This window comes from Xanthobacteraceae bacterium (genome assembly GCA_019454205.1).
Lineage (GTDB): Bacteria > Pseudomonadota > Alphaproteobacteria > Rhizobiales > Xanthobacteraceae.
The window spans coordinates 1,852,913-1,869,689 of sequence record CP075369.1 but is presented as its reverse complement, the minus strand read 5'-3'; the positions used below and the strand labels follow the sequence as shown (position 1 = coordinate 1,869,689).

The 16,777-nt window shown below is 60.5% G+C and carries 18 protein-coding genes and 2 pseudogenes; 13 read left to right on the top strand and 7 right to left on the bottom strand.

Annotated features, from left to right (window positions below):
• The first annotated feature begins 13 nt into the window (after positions 1–13).
• From KF794_09395 to KF794_09375, 5 genes are all read left to right on the top strand, one after another.
• Positions 14–493, top strand: a complete 480-nt coding sequence (locus KF794_09395; GenBank protein ID QYK44008.1) for a hypothetical protein — start codon at positions 14–16, stop codon at positions 491–493.
• A gap of 98 nt (positions 494–591) precedes the next feature.
• Positions 592–1,257 carry a TetR/AcrR family transcriptional regulator gene (locus KF794_09390; protein QYK44007.1) on the top strand — a complete coding sequence of 222 codons (666 nt, stop codon included), beginning with the start codon at positions 592–594 and terminating at the stop codon, positions 1,255–1,257.
• A complete protein-coding gene (locus KF794_09385) occupies positions 1,254–2,030 on the top strand; it encodes an efflux RND transporter periplasmic adaptor subunit (GenBank protein ID QYK44006.1) in 777 nt (258 codons plus the stop codon). The genes KF794_09390 and KF794_09385 overlap by 4 nt, the downstream gene beginning before the upstream one ends.
• Positions 2,027–2,959: an ABC transporter ATP-binding protein gene (locus tag KF794_09380; GenBank protein ID QYK44005.1), complete on the top strand. Its 933-nt coding sequence runs from the start codon at positions 2,027–2,029 to the stop codon at positions 2,957–2,959. Before KF794_09385 ends, KF794_09380 begins: the two co-directional genes overlap by 4 nt.
• A gap of 50 nt (positions 2,960–3,009) precedes the next feature.
• Complete coding sequence (locus KF794_09375) at positions 3,010–4,098, top strand: ABC transporter permease (protein ID QYK46659.1); 1,089 nt, start codon at positions 3,010–3,012, stop codon at positions 4,096–4,098.
• A 29-nt stretch (positions 4,099–4,127) separates the two neighbouring features.
• On the opposite strand, the gene KF794_09370 is transcribed toward KF794_09375, so the two are convergent.
• On the bottom strand, positions 4,128–4,928 hold the full coding sequence (locus KF794_09370) for a DUF72 domain-containing protein (protein QYK44004.1): 801 nt from the start codon (positions 4,926–4,928) through the stop codon (positions 4,128–4,130).
• The gene (locus KF794_09365) at positions 4,928–5,386 is read right to left on the bottom strand and encodes a DUF488 domain-containing protein (protein ID QYK44003.1); all 459 of its coding nucleotides are present in this window, start codon (positions 5,384–5,386) and stop codon (positions 4,928–4,930) included. The genes KF794_09370 and KF794_09365 overlap by 1 nt, the downstream gene beginning before the upstream one ends.
• Positions 5,387–5,517: 131 nt before the next feature.
• Between KF794_09365 and KF794_09360 the strand changes: the two genes are divergently transcribed.
• Positions 5,518–6,240, top strand: a complete 723-nt coding sequence (locus tag KF794_09360) for a superoxide dismutase (protein ID QYK44002.1) — start codon at positions 5,518–5,520, stop codon at positions 6,238–6,240.
• A gap of 86 nt (positions 6,241–6,326) precedes the next feature.
• The gene (locus KF794_09355) at positions 6,327–7,244 is read left to right on the top strand and encodes a ketopantoate reductase family protein (GenBank protein QYK44001.1); all 918 of its coding nucleotides are present in this window, start codon (positions 6,327–6,329) and stop codon (positions 7,242–7,244) included.
• A 253-nt stretch (positions 7,245–7,497) separates the two neighbouring features.
• Here the strand turns inward: KF794_09355 and groL are convergent, their stop codons facing one another.
• Both groL and KF794_09345 read right to left on the bottom strand, forming a co-directional pair.
• Entirely contained in the window at positions 7,498–9,138 is a 1,641-nt protein-coding gene (gene groL / locus KF794_09350; protein QYK44000.1) for a chaperonin GroEL, read from the bottom strand.
• A gap of 32 nt (positions 9,139–9,170) precedes the next feature.
• The gene (locus KF794_09345; protein ID QYK43999.1) at positions 9,171–9,485 is read right to left on the bottom strand and encodes a co-chaperone GroES; all 315 of its coding nucleotides are present in this window, start codon (positions 9,483–9,485) and stop codon (positions 9,171–9,173) included.
• A gap of 295 nt (positions 9,486–9,780) precedes the next feature.
• Here KF794_09345 and KF794_09340 point away from each other — a divergent pair, with 295 nt between their 5' ends.
• Entirely contained in the window at positions 9,781–10,056 is a 276-nt protein-coding gene (locus KF794_09340; protein ID QYK43998.1) for an usg protein, read from the top strand.
• Here KF794_09340 and KF794_09335 read toward each other — a convergent pair.
• Positions 10,049–11,296: a nucleoside:proton symporter gene (locus KF794_09335; protein ID QYK43997.1), complete on the bottom strand. Its 1,248-nt coding sequence runs from the start codon at positions 11,294–11,296 to the stop codon at positions 10,049–10,051. The genes KF794_09340 and KF794_09335 overlap by 8 nt on opposite strands.
• A gap of 58 nt (positions 11,297–11,354) precedes the next feature.
• On the opposite strand from KF794_09335, the pseudogene KF794_09330 reads away from it, so the two are divergent.
• The 5 genes and pseudogenes from KF794_09330 (at position 11,355) to KF794_09310 (ending at position 15,034) form a co-directional block, all read left to right on the top strand.
• Positions 11,355–11,774: pseudogene (locus KF794_09330) on the top strand (hypothetical protein).
• Positions 11,775–11,795: 21 nt separating this feature from the next.
• On the top strand, positions 11,796–12,338 hold the full coding sequence (locus tag KF794_09325) for a hypothetical protein (protein QYK43996.1): 543 nt from the start codon (positions 11,796–11,798) through the stop codon (positions 12,336–12,338).
• 138 nt (positions 12,339–12,476) lie between these two features.
• The gene (locus KF794_09320; protein ID QYK43995.1) at positions 12,477–13,499 is read left to right on the top strand and encodes an ABC transporter substrate-binding protein; all 1,023 of its coding nucleotides are present in this window, start codon (positions 12,477–12,479) and stop codon (positions 13,497–13,499) included.
• A 36-nt stretch (positions 13,500–13,535) separates the two neighbouring features.
• A complete protein-coding gene (locus KF794_09315; protein QYK43994.1) occupies positions 13,536–14,288 on the top strand; it encodes an ABC transporter permease in 753 nt (250 codons plus the stop codon).
• Positions 14,276–15,034, top strand: coding sequence for an ABC transporter ATP-binding protein (locus KF794_09310; GenBank protein QYK43993.1), 759 nt, complete (start codon positions 14,276–14,278; stop codon positions 15,032–15,034). Before KF794_09315 ends, KF794_09310 begins: the two co-directional genes overlap by 13 nt.
• A gap of 38 nt (positions 15,035–15,072) precedes the next feature.
• Here the strand turns inward: KF794_09310 and KF794_09305 are convergent, their stop codons facing one another.
• Together KF794_09305 and KF794_09300 are read right to left on the bottom strand one after the other, a co-directional pair.
• On the bottom strand, positions 15,073–15,831 hold the full coding sequence (locus KF794_09305; GenBank protein ID QYK43992.1) for an SDR family oxidoreductase: 759 nt from the start codon (positions 15,829–15,831) through the stop codon (positions 15,073–15,075).
• A 180-nt stretch (positions 15,832–16,011) separates the two neighbouring features.
• Positions 16,012–16,743, bottom strand: a pseudogene (locus KF794_09300) (peptidase).
• Positions 16,744–16,777 lie beyond the last annotated feature (34 nt).

The window sequence follows — 16,777 nt, the reverse complement described above, 5'->3', positions numbered from 1 at the left end:
CAAGATGTTCGGCATGCGGCGGTTTTTTCTCGGCGCTTTGGCGGGATTGCTGCTTGCCGTGCCTGCCGTTGCGCAGCCCAAGGACAAGGCCGAGGCATTCGACTTTACCGCGCAGGTGTTCATTACCGCGACGGGAGAGTTCAGTCCCGACATCTTCAAGCTGGAGAAATTCGCCTCCTGGAATTTTCACGCGAGTTGGGAGGAGGACGGGAAGGAAAAGGGCGGGAAGTTCGAGGGGATTCTGTTTCGTGTTGCGCTTCGCGCGGATACGGAAGTTTTCGCACAGGGTCGCCAAGGCCAGCTCATCATCCGCGAGCTGAAGACGAAAAAAATCCTCAGGACATGGAATCTTTCCGACATCTATATCGGCACGGATAAGATCGGCTATCGCGCCATGTTCATGCAGGGCCTCGATTGCTACCAGATGGAAGTCACGCTGATTTCCGGAAAAACCAAGATCTCACGCGAGCTGCATATGCCGTGTGGCGAGTAGCCTCCTTCTATCTATTTGTTTTTCTTCGCTAATTTTCGTGAATGGTTGGCTCTCTCGTCCGCATTGACTCTGACTGACTAGTCAGTCATATAGCAGGAATGGCGAAAACGACAAAACCGAAAAGATTGCAGGCGGCGGAAGCTGTGCCGAACCCGCAGGCGAGGCAGTCCGCGCGCGCAGCGCAACCGCGTGGCAAGGGCGACGAAATTCTCGACGCCGCGCTTGAGGAATTCTCCGCAAACGGATTTGCCGCGACCCGGCTCGATGATGTTGCAAAACGCGCAGGCGTCGCGAAGGGGACGATCTATTTCTACTTCAAGGACAAGGAAGAATTGTTCGAGCGGCTGCTGCACTCGTACATGAGTCCGCTGGTGGATGCGCTGGAGAGTCGGATCACGGGCGAGGCTCCGGCTCGCGTCGTGCTGGAGACGATGGTCGATGTATTCGACCGCGAAGTGTTGCAAACGCGGCGCAAGGATATTTTGCGCCTCATCATCAGCGAAGGTCCGCGCTTTCCTCGCATTGCGGAGGCCTATTACCGCAACGTGCTGTCGCGCGTGCAGGCGGTGATGCGCCGCGCGCTCGCAGGGGCGGTGGAACGCGGCGAGATTTCGAAATCCTTCGTCGAGTTTCCGCAACTTGTGTTCGCGCCGGCGCTGGTTTCGGTGGTCTGGAAAAGCATGTTCGATCGCTTCCAGCCGCTCGACGGCAAGAAGCTGATGCTCGCGCATATCGGCGTCATATTCGGGGATCGGGGAAAATGAGTAGGGTTCGTTTGCTGGCAGCGGCCGCCGCCGTGCTGGTCATCATCGCGGTTAGCGTGGTGTCGTGCGGGCGGAACGGGAACGGCTCCTATCAGGGCTGGATCGAGGCCAATCTGATTTTCGTCGGGCCTGAAGAAATCGGCCGCATCGAAGTGCTGAACGTGCGCGAAGGCGATATTGTCACGAAAGGCTCGCCGCTGTTCTCGCTGGAAGCGGATTTGCAAAAGGCCGACGAGCTTGCGGCCCGCGCCGCGCTGGAGAATGCGCGGCTGGCCCATGCGCGCGCGGAACAACTGCTCAAGAATAACAGCGGCACGCAAAAAGCCTTCGACGATACGCAGGCCACGCTGCGCGAGGCGGAAGCGAAGCTCAATTCCGCGGTGACCCGGCTGACGAGGCGCACGATCCTCAGTCCGGTCGGGGGCACGGTGCAGCAGGTCTATTTCCGCGCGGGCGAACTCGTCGTCGCAGGCAGGCCCATCGTTGCGCTGCTGCCGCCGGGGAACGTCAAGGTTCGTTTCTATGTGCCGCAGGCGTTGCTGCCGCGCATTGCCATCGGCGATACGGTGAACATGGTTTGCGACGGTTGCGCCGAGGTCACGGCGAAGATCAGCTTCATCGCGCAACAGGCCGAGTATACGCCGCCGGTGATTTATAGCGATCAGGAGCGTAACAAACTGGTGTTTCTGGTCGAGGCACTGCCGGAAAACCCCGGGGCGCTGCGCGTCGGCCAGCCGGTGAGCGTGAAAGTCACGCCGCACGAACAGAAATGAAATCCCCCGACGACATCGCCATCGACGTTCGCGGCCTGACCAAATCGTTCGACGGCCGGGTCGTGGTGCACGACCTCTCGATGCAGGTGAAGCGCGGCACGATCTACGGCTTCCTCGGCCCGAACGGTTCCGGCAAGACCACGACGATCCGCATGTTGTGCGGGCTGCTCACGCCGGATAGCGGCGAGGGTACCTGTCTCGGTTATGACATCCGCACGCAGGCCGAACAGATCAAGCGCCACGTCGGCTACATGACGCAAAAGTTCTCGCTCTATCAGGATCTTTCGGTGCGCGAGAACCTCGAATTCGTTGCGCGCATTTTCGGCATCGACGAGCCGGTGCAGGCAGCGCGCGTGATGATCGAGCGGCTCGGCTTGCATGGCCGCGAGGAACAGCTTGCCGCGCAGCTTTCCGGCGGCTGGAAACAACGGCTCGCGCTCGGCGCCTGTACGCTTCCCAACCCGCAACTCCTGCTGCTCGACGAACCGACCGCAGGCGTCGATCCGAAGGCGCGGCGAGAATTCTGGAACGAGATTCACGCGCTCGCAGGTGAGGGGCTGACCGTGCTGGTCTCCACGCATTACATGGACGAAGCCGAGCGCTGTCATGAAATCGCATACATCGCCTATGGCGAACTGCTGACCCACGGCACGGTCGAGCAGGTGATCGACCAGTCGAAGCTCGCCACCTACAATGTCAGCGGCGAGGATTTGCAGCCATTGCTGCATCAGCTCGACGGCAAGCCCGGCATCGACATGGTGGCGCCGTTCGGCACCAGCCTGCATGTCTCAGGCCGCGACGAGGAAAAACTGGAAGCCGCGATCAAGCCGTATCGCGCCGACAAAAAATACGTCTGGTCGCGCTCCGAGCCGTCGCTGGAAGACGTATTCATCGAACTGATGAACCGCTCGAAGGATAATTTCCAGTGAGCTGGATCGAAACCATCCGCGCCCCCGGCTTCTGGCAGCGCGCCCGCGCGATGCTGGTGAAAGAATTCATCCAGCTTCGCCGCGACCGCGTTTCGTTCGCGATGATCGTTATGATCCCGATCATGCAGCTCATCCTGTTCGGGTTTGCGATCAACACGACGCCGCGCAACCTGCCGACTGCGGTGCTGTTGCAGGAAACCAGCGATGTCGGCCGCAGCATCCTCGCCGCGATCGAGCGCACCACCTATTTCAAGATCACGCACCGGCTGAGTTCGGCGGAAGAATTCGACAAGGTGCTGGCGTCGGGCAAGGTGCTATTTGCCATCGAAATTCCTGCCGGGTTCGAGCGTGCGCTCCGGCGTGGCGACAAGCCGGCGTTGCTGGTCGCCGCCGATGCCACCGATCCGGTCGCGAGCGGCACCGCACTCGGCAGCCTGAACCGCATCGTGGAGCTTGCGCTCCGCAACGAGCGCATGTTGCCGGACGTTTCGCAGCCGCTGTTCGAAATCAGGAGCCACGCGCGCTATAATCCGGCGGCGGTAAGTTCGCTGAACATCGTGCCGGGACTGGTCGGCACCATCCTCACCATGACCATGCTGATTTTCACGGCGCTTTCGGTGACGCGCGAGGTCGAGCGCGGCACGATGGAGAGCTTGCTCTCCATGCCGATCACGCCGCTGGAAATCATGATCGGGAAGATCATTCCCTACATCATGGTCGGTTTCACGCAGGCGACGCTGATCATAGGCTTCGGCGTGTTCCTGTTTGGCGTACCGATCCACGGCAGCCTGTTGCTGCTCGCGTTGCTGTCCACGCTGTTCATCGCGACCAATCTCTCCATCGGCTACACGTTCTCTACGATTGCGCAGAACCAGCTACAGGCAATCCAGATGACGTTCATGTTCTTCCTGCCGAACATCCTGCTTTCGGGCTTCATGTTTCCGTTTGCGGGCATGCCGATATGGGCGCAGTGGATGGGGGAATGCCTGCCGCTCACCCATTACCTGCGGATCGTGCGCGCGATCATGCTGAAAGGCTCCGGCTTCTCTGAATTGCAATACGACATGGCCGCCCTGTTCGTGCTGATGCTGGTGGCGATGACGATTGCCGTGACGCGGTTCAGAAGGACGCTGGATTAAACCCGCGATGCTTTCGCAGAGGCGGCTTGCTATTTAAGCCGCTTGATCAATTCCATCGCCGCGGCCGGCGCGCGCACCTTGCCTTCATGGATGAAGTAGACAAATACATCGCGCGGCTTCGCGGCCGGCTTGGTCTTGTCCGCATGGGGCAATGCGGCGATGTCCTTGCCTGACGCCCACGCCTTCGCGTGTTTTGCCCAGCCTTCGATTTCTTTCGGCGGGTATCCGGTTTTCACTTTGTCCTTGCCGCGCTGGAGGCGCGCATAGACGAAATCGCCGGTGATGTCGGCGATGTTCACATAGTCGATGTGGTCGGTGTAGCAGACTGAAACGCCGAAACTCCGCGCCAGCTTGATGAACGCAGGCGTCGAGAAGCTTTCGTTTCTCGGCTCCACGACATGCCGGATTTTGCGGCCGTCGAATTTCTGCGGCAGCTGTTCGAGAAACTTCCCGAAATCCGCCTCATCGAATTTCTTGGTCGGCGCGAATTGCCAGAGCAGGGGGCCGAGCTTGTCTCCAAGCTCCGTCACGCCGCTGTCCATGAAGCGCTTGATGGAGTCGCCTGCTTCGGCGAGCACGCGGCGGTTCACTGCGTAGCGCACGCCCTTCAGCGCGAACACGAAACCGTCCGGAACTTCGCTCGCCCACTTTTTGAACGTCTTTGCGTTCTGCGTGCGGTAGAAGGTGCCGTTTACCTCGATCGAAGTCAGCGCGCGGCTGGCATATTCGAGTTCCTTCGCGTGCGGCAAACCCTTCGGGTAGAACACGCCGCGCCACGGCTCGTAGGTCCAGCCGCCGATGCCAGTATAAATACTGCCCTGCTTTGCCATCAGATGAAGTGTCCCGGAAACAGGTCGACGATCTTCGCGCCGGTTTCCTCTGCCACCAGTTCCGCAATCTTGCTGCGGTGACATTCTTCCGGTTTTCGCTCGTAGCAGAGCAGGCAGACCTTTTTCCCGTCTTCGACCAGTTTGTTCAGTTCGGCCAGTTCTTCCTGCGCCGACTTGGTCTTGATGTGCTTGCCGTAAATCTTCCACAGCTTGCTGTAGTTCCCGGCGCGGGCAGCTTCGCGCCCCGAGGCAGGCGTGCCAAGTTTCTGAAAGTGCAGATATGCAATGCCGGCTTCGTCCAGTGCCGCGGAAAGCGCTTTCTTGGAAAAGCCGGGCCGCCGCGACGCAGCAACGGCGCGGGTATCGACCAGAATCTTCACTTTCGCGCGTTTCAGCGCGTCGAGGACGTCGGCCAGCGGCGTCTGTTCATAACCGATGGTGAAAAGCGAGGTGGCCATCGTTCCGGATGCCCTTCACAAAATCTGCGAGCGGTGAAACCATCCACTCATCTGCCGTGTTCCCGCAACACTGTACGGGTATAGCAGCAATGTGCCGCGGCGCGGCCAAGAATCACTTTTGGGAGGTTTCGATGCTTTCAGTCAACCGCCGCGCCCTCATTGCCGGCGCGGCTGCGGTGAGTGCCTATGCAACGCTTCGCACAACGGAAGTATTCGCGCAGGAAGAAGGACCGTTCAAGCTGCCGCCGTTGCCTTATGCGGCCGACAAGAACGAAGCGGCCATTGACAAGATGACGATGGAAATTCACCACACCCGCCATCATCAGGCTTTCATCAACAATCTGAATAACGGTGCGAAGGCGAATGCCAAGGCGTTCGAGATGCCGATTCAGGAAATGCTGGCGAAGCTCGCGAACCTGCCGGAAGGCATCCGTCCGCTGGTGCGCAATTCCGGCGGCGGTCACGCTAACCACTCGATGTTCTGGCAAGTCATGGGCGGCGCTGGCGGCGAACCGACCGGCGAGATCGCGGCGGCGATCAAGGCTTCGTTCGGCGATTTCGCGAAGTTGCAGGAAACTTTCAACGCGCGCGGCGCTGGAGTGTTCGGTTCGGGCTGGGTGTTCGTCACCTCGAACAAGGAAGGCAAGCTCTCGCTCGAGTCGCAGCCGAACCAGGACTCGCCGCTGATGTACGGGCGCATGCCGATCTTCGGCAACGACGTCTGGGAGCACGCTTATTATCTGCGCTACCAGAATCGGCGCCCCGATTACCTCAAGTCGTGGTGGAATGTCGTGAACTGGGACGTCATCAACCAGCGCTACGCCGACGCGAAGGCAGGCAAGTTCACAGTCTGATTTTGCAAAGCTGATACGAACAGGGCGCGGTTTCGGCCGCGCCCTTTTTCGTGGCATAACGCCGCGCGATTTTTTTGGAGATTGCGATGCGCATAGCGGTAATGGCGACGGGTGCCCTGGGTGCTTATTTCGGGGGGCGACTCGCGGAAGCAGGGCACGAAGTTCATTTCATTGCGCGCGGCGCGCACGGAGATGCCATTGCGCGGGATGGCCTCAAGGTCGAAAGCCCGCTCGGCAACATGCTCATCAAGCCCGCGAATGTGACGGATGATCCGAAGAGGGTCGGCGCGGTTGATGTCGTGCTGTTCGCAGTGAAGCTCTGGGATACCGAAAAGGCAGGCGAACTGTCGAAGCCTTTCGTGAACAAGGATATGCGGGTGCTTTCGATGCTGAACGGCATCGACTCGGTAGACCGGCTGACACCGATCCTCGGCGATGTCGTCTGCGGCGCGCCGACCCAGATCTCCGCGGTCATTTCCGGGCCGGGCGTGGTCTCGCACAAAAGCACGTTTGCAAAATTTTCCTGCGGTTTTCTCGATGGGCGCGACGACGCGCGGCTTAAATCGCTGGTCGATGAAATGCGCCGCGCCAAGATTGATGCGGAATTCTCCACTGATATTCGTAGAAGCCTCTGGCAGAAGTTCGTCTTTCTCGTCGGCATTTCGGGAGCGACCGCGAGCACGCGCAGCACGATGGGGCCGATTCTTGCCGATCCGGATACGCGCGCGCTGCTTGAGAGCTTGATGCGCGAGACGGAAGCCGTCGGTATCAAATCCGGCGTTGCGATCGAGGGCGAGGTGGACAAGCGCATGGCTTTTGCCAGCAGCATCGGGCCGCATATCAAGGCGTCCATGCTGGAAGACCTGGAGCGTGGCAATCGCCTCGAACTCGACTGGCTGCAAGGCAAGGTGGTCGAACTCGGCAAAAAACTCGGCGTGCCGGCGCCCGCGAACGAATACGTTTACAAGGTGCTGAAGCTGCTGAGGAACGGCAAGCCTGCGTAAAGAAAAAGCCCGTTCGAAAGAACGGGCTTCTTATCTAGGAACGCTTTATCCGAACTTTTATACGCAACCACCTTAAGATGGTTATGCTAAACTTGATGCTTTGCATCATGACCCCAATGACTGGAATCTCATATTTCACTAACCCGAACTAAAATCCGGCGTTAGGTAAAGTTTCTTTCGCACGTAAGGCAGTTGGTTATGAAAAAGGCGGGCCGCAAGAGACCCGCCTTTCCAACTGGATATAGAGTAGGACTTAGAAATCCATTCCGCCCATGCCGCCGCCCGGCATTGCCGGGGCAGCGCCGCCACCCTTCTTCGGCAGTTCGGCGACCATCGCTTCCGTGGTGATCAGTAGCGAAGCGACCGAAGCGGCGTCCTGCAGCGCGGTGCGCACGACCTTGGTCGGGTCGATGATGCCCTTCTTGAACATATCGACGTACTGGCCCGACTGCGCATCGAAGCCGAACGAGTACTGATCCTTCTCGAGGATCTTGCCGACGATGACCGAGCCGTCTTCGCCTGCGTTGAGGGCGATCTGGCGGGCCGGAGCCTGGATCGCCTTCTTGACGATCTCGACGCCGGTGCGCTGGTCGTCGTTCTCCGGCTTCACGCGCGAGAGCGCCTTGACGGAGCGGAGGAGGGCAACGCCGCCACCCGGCAGCACGCCTTCTTCCACGGCCGCGCGGGTCGCATGCATCGCATCGTCCACGCGATCTTTCTTTTCCTTCACTTCGACTTCGGTCGCACCGCCGACGCGGATCACCGCAACACCGCCCGCGAGCTTCGCGAGACGCTCCTGCAGCTTCTCCTTGTCGTAGTCCGAGGTGGTTTCCTCGATCTGCGCCTTGATCTGGGAGACGCGCGCTTCGATGTCGGCCTTCTTGCCGGCACCGTTGACGATGGTGGTGTTTTCCTTGTCGATCATCACCTTCTTGGCGCGGCCCAGCATGTTGAGCTGGACGTTCTCAAGCTTGATGCCGAGGTCTTCCGAGATCGCGGTGCCGCCGGTCAGGATCGCGATGTCCTGCAACATGGCCTTGCGGCGATCGCCGAAGCCCGGAGCCTTCACGGCCGCAACCTTGAGGCCGCCGCGGAGCTTGTTCACGACGAGGGTCGCGAGCGCTTCGCCTTCGACTTCTTCCGCGATGATGAGGAGCGGCTTGCCCGACTGCACGACCGCTTCCAGCACGGGAAGCATTTCGTTCAGCGAGGAGAGCTTCTTCTCGTTGATGAGGATGTACGGATCGTCCATCTCGACGCGCATCTTGTCGGCGTTGGTGACGAAGTAGGGCGAGATGTAGCCGCGGTCGAACTGCATGCCTTCTACGACATCGAGTTCGGTTTCGAGCGACTTGGCTTCTTCAACCGTGATGACGCCCTCGTTGCCGACCTTCTTCATGGCGTCGGCGAGGAACTTGCCGATTTCCTGATCGCCGTTCGCGGAGATCGTGCCGACCTGCGCGACTTCGTCGTTCGAGGTGATCTTCTTCGAGTTCTTCTTGAGGTCTTCGACGATGGTCTCGACCGCGAGGTCGATGCCGCGCTTGAGGTCCATCGGGTTCATGCCGGCGGCAACGGACTTCGCGCCTTCCTTCACGATGGCCTGGGCGAGGACGGTGGCAGTCGTGGTGCCGTCACCGGCGAGGTCGTTGGTCTTCGACGCCACTTCGCGCACCATCTGCGCGCCCATGTTCTCGAACTTGTCTTCCAGTTCGATTTCCTTCGCGACGGTGACGCCATCCTTCGTGATGCGCGGAGCGCCGAAGGACTTGTCGATCACGACGTTGCGGCCTTTCGGACCGAGCGTGACCTTCACGGCGTTGGCGAGGATGTCGACGCCGCGCAGCATGCGGTCGCGCGCGTCAACGGAGAATTTTACTTCTTTAGCAGCCATTGTTTTCTACTCCTGATCTCGACGAGGCACGCTTACGCGGCCTTCTTCTTCGTGGCGGCGCCTTCGAGCACGCCGAGGATGTCGGATTCTTTCATGATGATGAGGTCTTCACCGTCGATCTTCACTTCGGTGCCCGACCACTTTCCGAACAGGATGTGGTCGCCGACCTTGAGATCGATCGGGATGAGCTTGCCGGCTTCGTCGCGGCCGCCCTGGCCGACAGCGATCACTTCGCCTTCGGCCGGCTTTTCCTTCGCGGTATCCGGGATGATGATGCCCGACTTCGTGCGCTCGTCAGCCTCGATGCGGCGGACGACGACACGGTCATGCAGCGGACGGAATTTCATAAGCAGTCCTCCAAGACCTTGATTTTGCTAGCGAATTGGACGAACGCGCCGGGGTTCCAGCCGCGTTCGAAAGCCAGATGGATGCGGGTTTTCGGCCCTTCAAGAGGGGAAGTCAAATTTTTTGGCACTGGGGCCGGGCGAGTGCCAGGGCTCGGCAGGGTTGCAAGGCGGTTGTTAGCCGCCAGCGCACTTGGCTGCTAGTGCTTTGATTCTAAACAGAAAATTCACTTTTCAGGCTTGAAATCGGTCCGGGCAGGCGGAAACATTAGGCGTCCTTCAGCATTAAGGATGTTCGATGAATCGAGTCTCGGAAGACTTTAAGCGGCAGCTCGACGGCTACGGCCTGACCACGGCCCAGATCCTCTATCGGCTGCCGGACCACCCGAAGCTCCTGCAAACCTTCGTCTGGCAGGAATACGACCTGTTCCCGAAATTCCCGACGCTCTCGCGCTTTCTCGATTTCTGGACGCGCGAGCTCACGGGGCCGCTCTACTCGGTCACGGTCGCCCACGCGCGGCTGATCAAGCCGTCGGAGTTTCGCGCGGTGAATGGGGAATACCTTCTCAACTGAGCAGGCCGACGATCGCGCCCATTATCAGTGTCGCGATGGTGCCGGAGACAACGGTTTTCATCGCGAGCGAGAGAATATCGGCGCGGCGTTCCGGCACCATAACGGTGAGGCCACCGATCATGATGCCGACGCTGCCGAAATTCGCAAAGCCGCAGAGCGCGTAGAGCATGATCAGGCGCGAACGCGGATCGAGCGCGTCGGCAGGAAGCTGCGACATCTGCAGGTAGGCGATCAATTCGTTGAGGACGGTCTTGATGCCCATGAGTGCGCCGGCGGTCGGCGCCTGCGGCCAGGGAATCCCGATCAGCCAGCATACCGGCGCCATGACGTAACCGAGCAAGCGTTGCAACGTAATCGCTTCGCCGCCGATTTGCGGCAGCAACGAAAGCATTCCGTTCACGAGATGCACGAGCGCGACGAACACGATCAGCATCGCCATCATGTTGAGAAGCAGCGAAAGTCCCGCGGCCGTTCCCTTCGTGATCGCATCCATCGTGCTATCGGCAACCGGTTCGGCGATTTCCAGTTCGCCTGTCTTTGCGTCGGCGTCGTCCGGCACCATGATACGGGCGACAAGAATCGCAATCGGCGCGCTCAGCACGGATGCGATGATGAGATGGCCTGCGGCATCCGGTACGCGGTCGCGGAGAAATTGCGCATACAGCACCAGCACGGTCCCCGCGATCCCCGCCATGCCGCAAGTCATCACCACGAATAGTTCGCTGCGCGAAAGTTTCGCCAGATAGGGGCGGATGAATAACGGCGCCTCGACATGGCCGACGAAGATATTCGCCGCCGCCGAAAGGCCGACCGCACCGCCGACACCGAGCGTGCGATTCAGCAGGAATGAAAAGCCGCGAATGACCGGCGGCAGGACGCCCCAATAAAACAAGAGCGTGGTCAACACGCTCATCAGAAGCACGAGCGGTAGCGCGTTGAAGGCCAGGACAAACTCAGCGCCCGGCGATTTCAATTCAAAAGGTAGCGGCCCGCCGCCGAGATAGCCGAACACGAACGAGGTTCCCGCGCGTGTCGCGGCGGCAATTGCATCGACCACGCCGTTCATCGCGGCGAAGGCGGCCGTAACCGGAGGAGCCTTCAGGAACAGCACGGCGAGAAGCAATGTGAAGACGAGACCAGCCGCAACCGGCTTCCAGCATATGGCGGAGCGCTTCTCGCTGATCGCCCACGCAAAGCCGATGAGGGCCGCAATGCCTAGCGCCGATTGCAGATTTTGCATCGCTTGTCCCGTTTCGCGCGCGGTTGCCTATTGACCCCTGCAGCCATCCTCCGGTTCGATGCCGGGCCGGGTCAAGGCTGCCGAAGGCAAGGAGAGGAAAGACGTGCGCATTCGTTTCGATTTCGGGGGCATTACGCTCGATGCCGAGTTGCTCGACACGCCTACCGCGAAACAGATCGCGGCAGTGCTGCCAATCGAAGGCCGCGCGCAAACCTGGGGCGAGGAAGTCTATTTCGACATTCCGGTGGATGCGGAACGCTAGCCGGATGCAAAAGCCGTGGTGATACCCGGCGAAATCGCCTACTGGCCTGACGGCAATGCCATCGCCATCGGTTTTGGGCGCACACCGATCTCGAAAGGGGACGAAACCCGGCTGGCTTCTCCCTGCAACATCTGGGCGAGGGCGCTTAGTGATGTGAAGGCATTGAAGCCGGTGCGCAGCGGGACCAGAATTAGCGTCACCCGAATCGAGTCGTAATTTCCGCGTATAGGAGCGGACATGCTTCGCTTGGCCGCCATCCTCATTCTTGCATTCACTTCTTTTGCCGGCGCGCAGACGCCGCGCGAGAAGCTCGAAGGCTTCTACAAAATTCCATTCGGTACGCCGCTTGAAGCGGTGAAGGCCAAGCTTGGTCCGGCAGCCGGCGAAAGCTACTGGCAGAGCGAAGACAAGACGGTTCGGCTGAAGACGATCACGCATCACGATCCCGACCTGAAGATCGGCGGTCGTAGTCATTTCGTGACCTACTATTTCAGCGCGGAAGAGAAGCTCATCGCCGCCGCCTTCGTCGCCAAGTACCAGTCGAAGGAAGAGGACGACGTGGCCGCGTGCTATCGCGCCAGTGCCGTGATGAAGGACATTATTGCCCAGCACGGCCAGCCCAATAGCCAGCGCGAACGGGAAGGCGCGCTCTATGTGCTGTTCAGCTTCAAGGACGGGTCGGAGATCGAGGCGCGCATCGACAGCGAGGACAACGACTGCGAACTGCGGCTCGTGCTGCGCAGCGCGGAGGGGGAAAAGCGGAAGCTGTTCGACGATTAAAGGGCTATTTGGCTTTTTATCACTTTCTATAAATGTGAAATAAAATAAATCACATTCCTATATTGAAAAAGATTTGGCGGCGCTTTATTCGTCCGTGAATAGCCGGGCTGAAGCCCGGCGTTTCGGAGTTTTCAAACGATGTTGCGCGCTATCCGCTTTGCCGCTGCCGCGGCAGTCCTGCTTGCCGCCGGTTCGGTGCAGGCCCAGCAAAACACCACCATCCGTATCGGCTACATCCCGGTCATGGGTGCGGCGCAGCTTTTCGTTGCGCAGGGCGAGGGCTGGTTCAAAGAGCAGGGTCTGAATGTCCAGTTCACGAAATTCGAATCCGGTCCGAACCTGATTCAGGCCGTCGCGTCCGGCACCATCGACGTCTACAACGCGGGCTTCGCGCCGCTGCTCGTCGCACGCGCGAAGGGACAAGACATTCGGGTGATCGCGGCGACGGTCGTCGAGGAGCTTGGCATCGCGGGCAGCGCAGACCTCGCGCCGTTCCTCGAAGGTAAAAAGGTCAGCGAGAAAGCCGCGGCGCTGAAGGCGTTCCGCCAGAAGCATGGCCGACCGGTGAAGTTTGCGACCCAGCCGCTCGGCTCCGGCCCGAACACTTCGCTGCAATACTGGCTGTGGGAAGTGATCAAGGCCGACAAGGAAGACGTCGAGATCGTCGAACTCGGCATCGACGCGACCCAGCGCGCGATCCTGACCGGTGCCGTCGATGCCGGCTCGATCCGCGAGCCTGCGCTCTCGATCATCCGCAAGCAGAATCCGAAGATCAAACTGGTCGCGGACGGTGCGGAAATCTTCCCGAACTTCCCCGGCGTCGTGCTTGCCGTCACCGGCGATTTCGCGAAGCGCGATCCGGAAGCCGTGAAGAAGCTGATCCGGCTGACCGTGCGCGCGACCGAATTCATCGAAAAGAATCAGGAAAAGTCGGTGAAGCATCTCGGCGAAGCGTTCGGCCGCGGACTGCTGCCGGATGACATTCTGCTGGCGTCGCTGAAATCGCCGCAGACGCGTTTCGTCGCTGACCCGAACCGCATTACCGCGCCTGCGACGAAACTGCAGGAGTATCAGGTCAAGATCGGTGTTCTGAAAAAGGCTGATCCGGTAGACCCGCTGTTCGCGCTCGACGTTTACAAGGAAGCGATTGCCGGGCGATAACAGCCGCCCGCCAATTTTTTCCGAGAGCGTTATGAAATGAAAGGCCGCTATTCGTTCGCGCTCGCTGCGCTCGGTCTGGCGGTCTTTCTGCTTTTCTGGGAGGCGCTGCCGTACTTCGGTCTCGTGCGCGCGGACTTCCTGCCGCCGCCCAGCGTGTTGCCGGAAACCTTCATGCGCGAGGTGCGCACCGGCATCTGGCACCAATCCGTGCTGCTGAGTTTGCGGCACTATCTGATCGGCCTGATGCTTGGCGGTTTCCTCGGCGTTGCGTTCGGTGTCATCACCGGCATCTTTCGTCCGCTGGAAGACTCGCTCAGCTGGGTAGTGCGCATTCTGCGCCCGATACCGGGGCTGGCCTGGGTGCCGTTTGCGATCCTGTGGTTCGGCGTGAATCCGTCCGGCGCGGTGTTTATCATTGCAATCGGCGTATTCTGGATTTCGTATTTCGCAGCGCTCGGCGCGGTGCAGGCGGTGGACCGCGACCTGCTCGAACTTGCGGACGCGTTCGATTTCCGCTGGTGGTTCCAGAAACTCTACAAGGTGATCCTGCCGGCTTCCGCGCCCGGCATCCTCGCGGGGCTGCGCACTGCGCTGGGGCAGGCGTGGATGGCCGTGGTCGCGGCGGAAATCTTCGGCGTGCCCGGTCTCGGCTCGCGCATGATGCAGGCATCGAACCTGCTCGCGTCCGATGTGGTCGTGATCTACATGGCGACGATGGCGCTGCTCTACGGCATCATCGATGCGATCTTCGTCGCCATTCAGAACTGGTTGCTGCGATGGAAACGGTAGTCGAACTTCGCAAGGTCGGGCTGAGCTTCGAGCGTAACGGCGAGCGCACGGAAGTATTGCGCGGCCTCGACCTCGACGTGCAGCGCGGGGAGTTCGTCGCCATCGTCGGTCCGTCAGGCGTCGGCAAATCGACCTTGCTGCGCGTGATTGCCAACCTGCTCGAACCCAATACGGGTGAGTTCACCGTACGCGCGCCGCGCAAGCGCGGCAGCCTGCCGGTCGCGATGGTGTTTCAGGATGCGCGGCTGCTGCCGTGGCGCAAGGTGCTCGACAACGTCGGCTTCGGTCTCGAACACTGGGGAACCGGGGCCGATGAGCGCAGGGAGCGCTCGCAGAAAGCGCTCGACCTGGTTGGCCTCGGCCATCTCGGCGGACGCTATCCGCACGAACTTTCCGGCGGCCAGCGCCAGCGCGTCGCGATTGCGCGCGCGCTCGCGGTCGATCCGGAAGTGCTGCTCATGGACGAGCCGTTCGCGGCGCTCGATGCCATCACGCGCGAGGGCTTGCAGGACGAACTGGCGCGCATCCGTGCCGCGACGAAGAAGACCATTCTTTTCGTCACGCATTCCATCGACGAAGCGGTTTATCTCGCCGACCGCGTCGTTGCGATCATTGGTACGCCGGGCGCATTTCGCGCTTCGCTGCCGATCAATCTTCCGTTCCCGCGTAAACGGAACGACAAGGCGCTGCTCGAAGCGGCACAGACCTTGCGGCAGGAACTGGCGACAGGTTCGAGCGGGTTGTAGTCCGTTTTACCTCTCCCCATCGGGGAGAGGGGGTAAGTTTATCCTCGTCCCACAAACGGCATCTTGGTCGCCATCACGTTCATAAAGAGGACGTTCGCATCCAGCGGCAGCGACGCGATGTAGACGATTGCGTTCGCGACATGCTCGACGGCAACGCGCGGCTCTACTTTCGTGGTGCCGTCCGGCTGCAATACGCCGTTCGCCATGCGCTCGGTCATCGGCGTCACGGCGTTGCCGATGTCGATCTGGCTGCAGGCAATATCGTAAGCGCGGCCGTCGAGCGCGGTGGCGCGGGTCAGGCCGGAAATGGCGTGCTTGGTGGAAGTGTAGGGCGCGGAGAAGGGGCGCGGCGCGTAGGCCGAGATCGAGCCGTTGTTGATGATGCGGCCACCGCGCGGGTTCTGGTCCTTCATGATCTTGAAGGCTTCCTGCGTGCAGACGAACGGACCGGTGAGGTTCGCGGCAACGGTCGCGTTCCAGTCTTCGAGTTTCACTTCTTCAAGCGGCACCGGCGGCGTACCGCGGCCCGCGTTGTTGAAGATCACGTCGAGGCGGCCGAATTTTTCCTTTATTTTCGCAAACAGCGCTTTCACCTGCGCGGGATCGCCTACGTCGGTCGGCACGACGAGCGCCTCGCCGCCGGCGGCTTTGATTTCCTTTGCGGTTTCCTCCAGCGGCGCGGGCGTGCGGCCCGCAATCGCGACATTGAATCCGGCTTTGGCGAGCGCGACGGCGCTGGCCTTGCCGATGCCGGAGCCGGCGCCGGTGACGAGCGCGATTTTCCGCGAAGCAGCCATGATAGTCCTCCCGTGATTTTTATTCGGCGTTTTTGTTTGTGGTCTTGTTCGTCAGCGCGACGGCTTGCGCAGGGTCATTCCGGCGGTGAGTTGCGCGCTTGCATCGTTCGCAAGTTTTTTCGGCAACAGCAGCGTGTCGATCGCTTCCGCGGGCGCCATCGCCTCAACCGGGCGGGTAGCATAGGGCGGGCGCGGGATCGCGATATGCGCCGCGCGCAACGCCGCCGACCAGCGCTCGCGCAGATCGGTGAAGTAGGGTTCGCCCGGCATGATGCGGTAATTGAGTTCGATCTGCATGGTGTCGCGGCGGATCACCGCGAGGTCGATGGGCAGGCCGACCGCGAGGTTCGAGCGCATGGTCGAGTCCATCGAGATCAGGCCGATCTTCAGCGCGTCGTAGAGATCGGTTTCATAATTCACCGCGCGATCGAGGATCGGCTTGCCGTATTTGTGCTCGCCGATCTGGAGATAGGGCGTATCGGTGGTGCATTCGATGAAGTTGCCCGCCGCATAAATCATGAATAGGCGCAGCCGCCGTCCGGCGACCTGGCCGCCGAACAGGAAAGAGACGTCGAAATTGACTTCCGAATCTTCCATCGCCTTTGCGTCGTTCTCGTAGACCATGCGCACGGCGCGGCCGACGCGTTGCGCGGCCTGAAACATGGTCGGCGCATCGGTGAGGCGTTCGCGTTCTCCGGTTTCCGGATTTTCGATGCCTTCGCTGAGCAGCGAAACCACGGTTTGCGAGACGGAAAGATTGCCGGCGGTGGAGAGCGCCATCACGCGCTTGCCCGGTTCCTCGAACAGGTGGAGCTTGCGGAAGGTGGAGATGTTGTCGAGACCCGCATTGGTGCGCGTGTCGCCGATCATCACGATCCCGTCGCGAACGAGGATTCCGCAGCAATAGGTCATCGACTCGGAGCCTGCCTTTAACCGGTGCGCACTA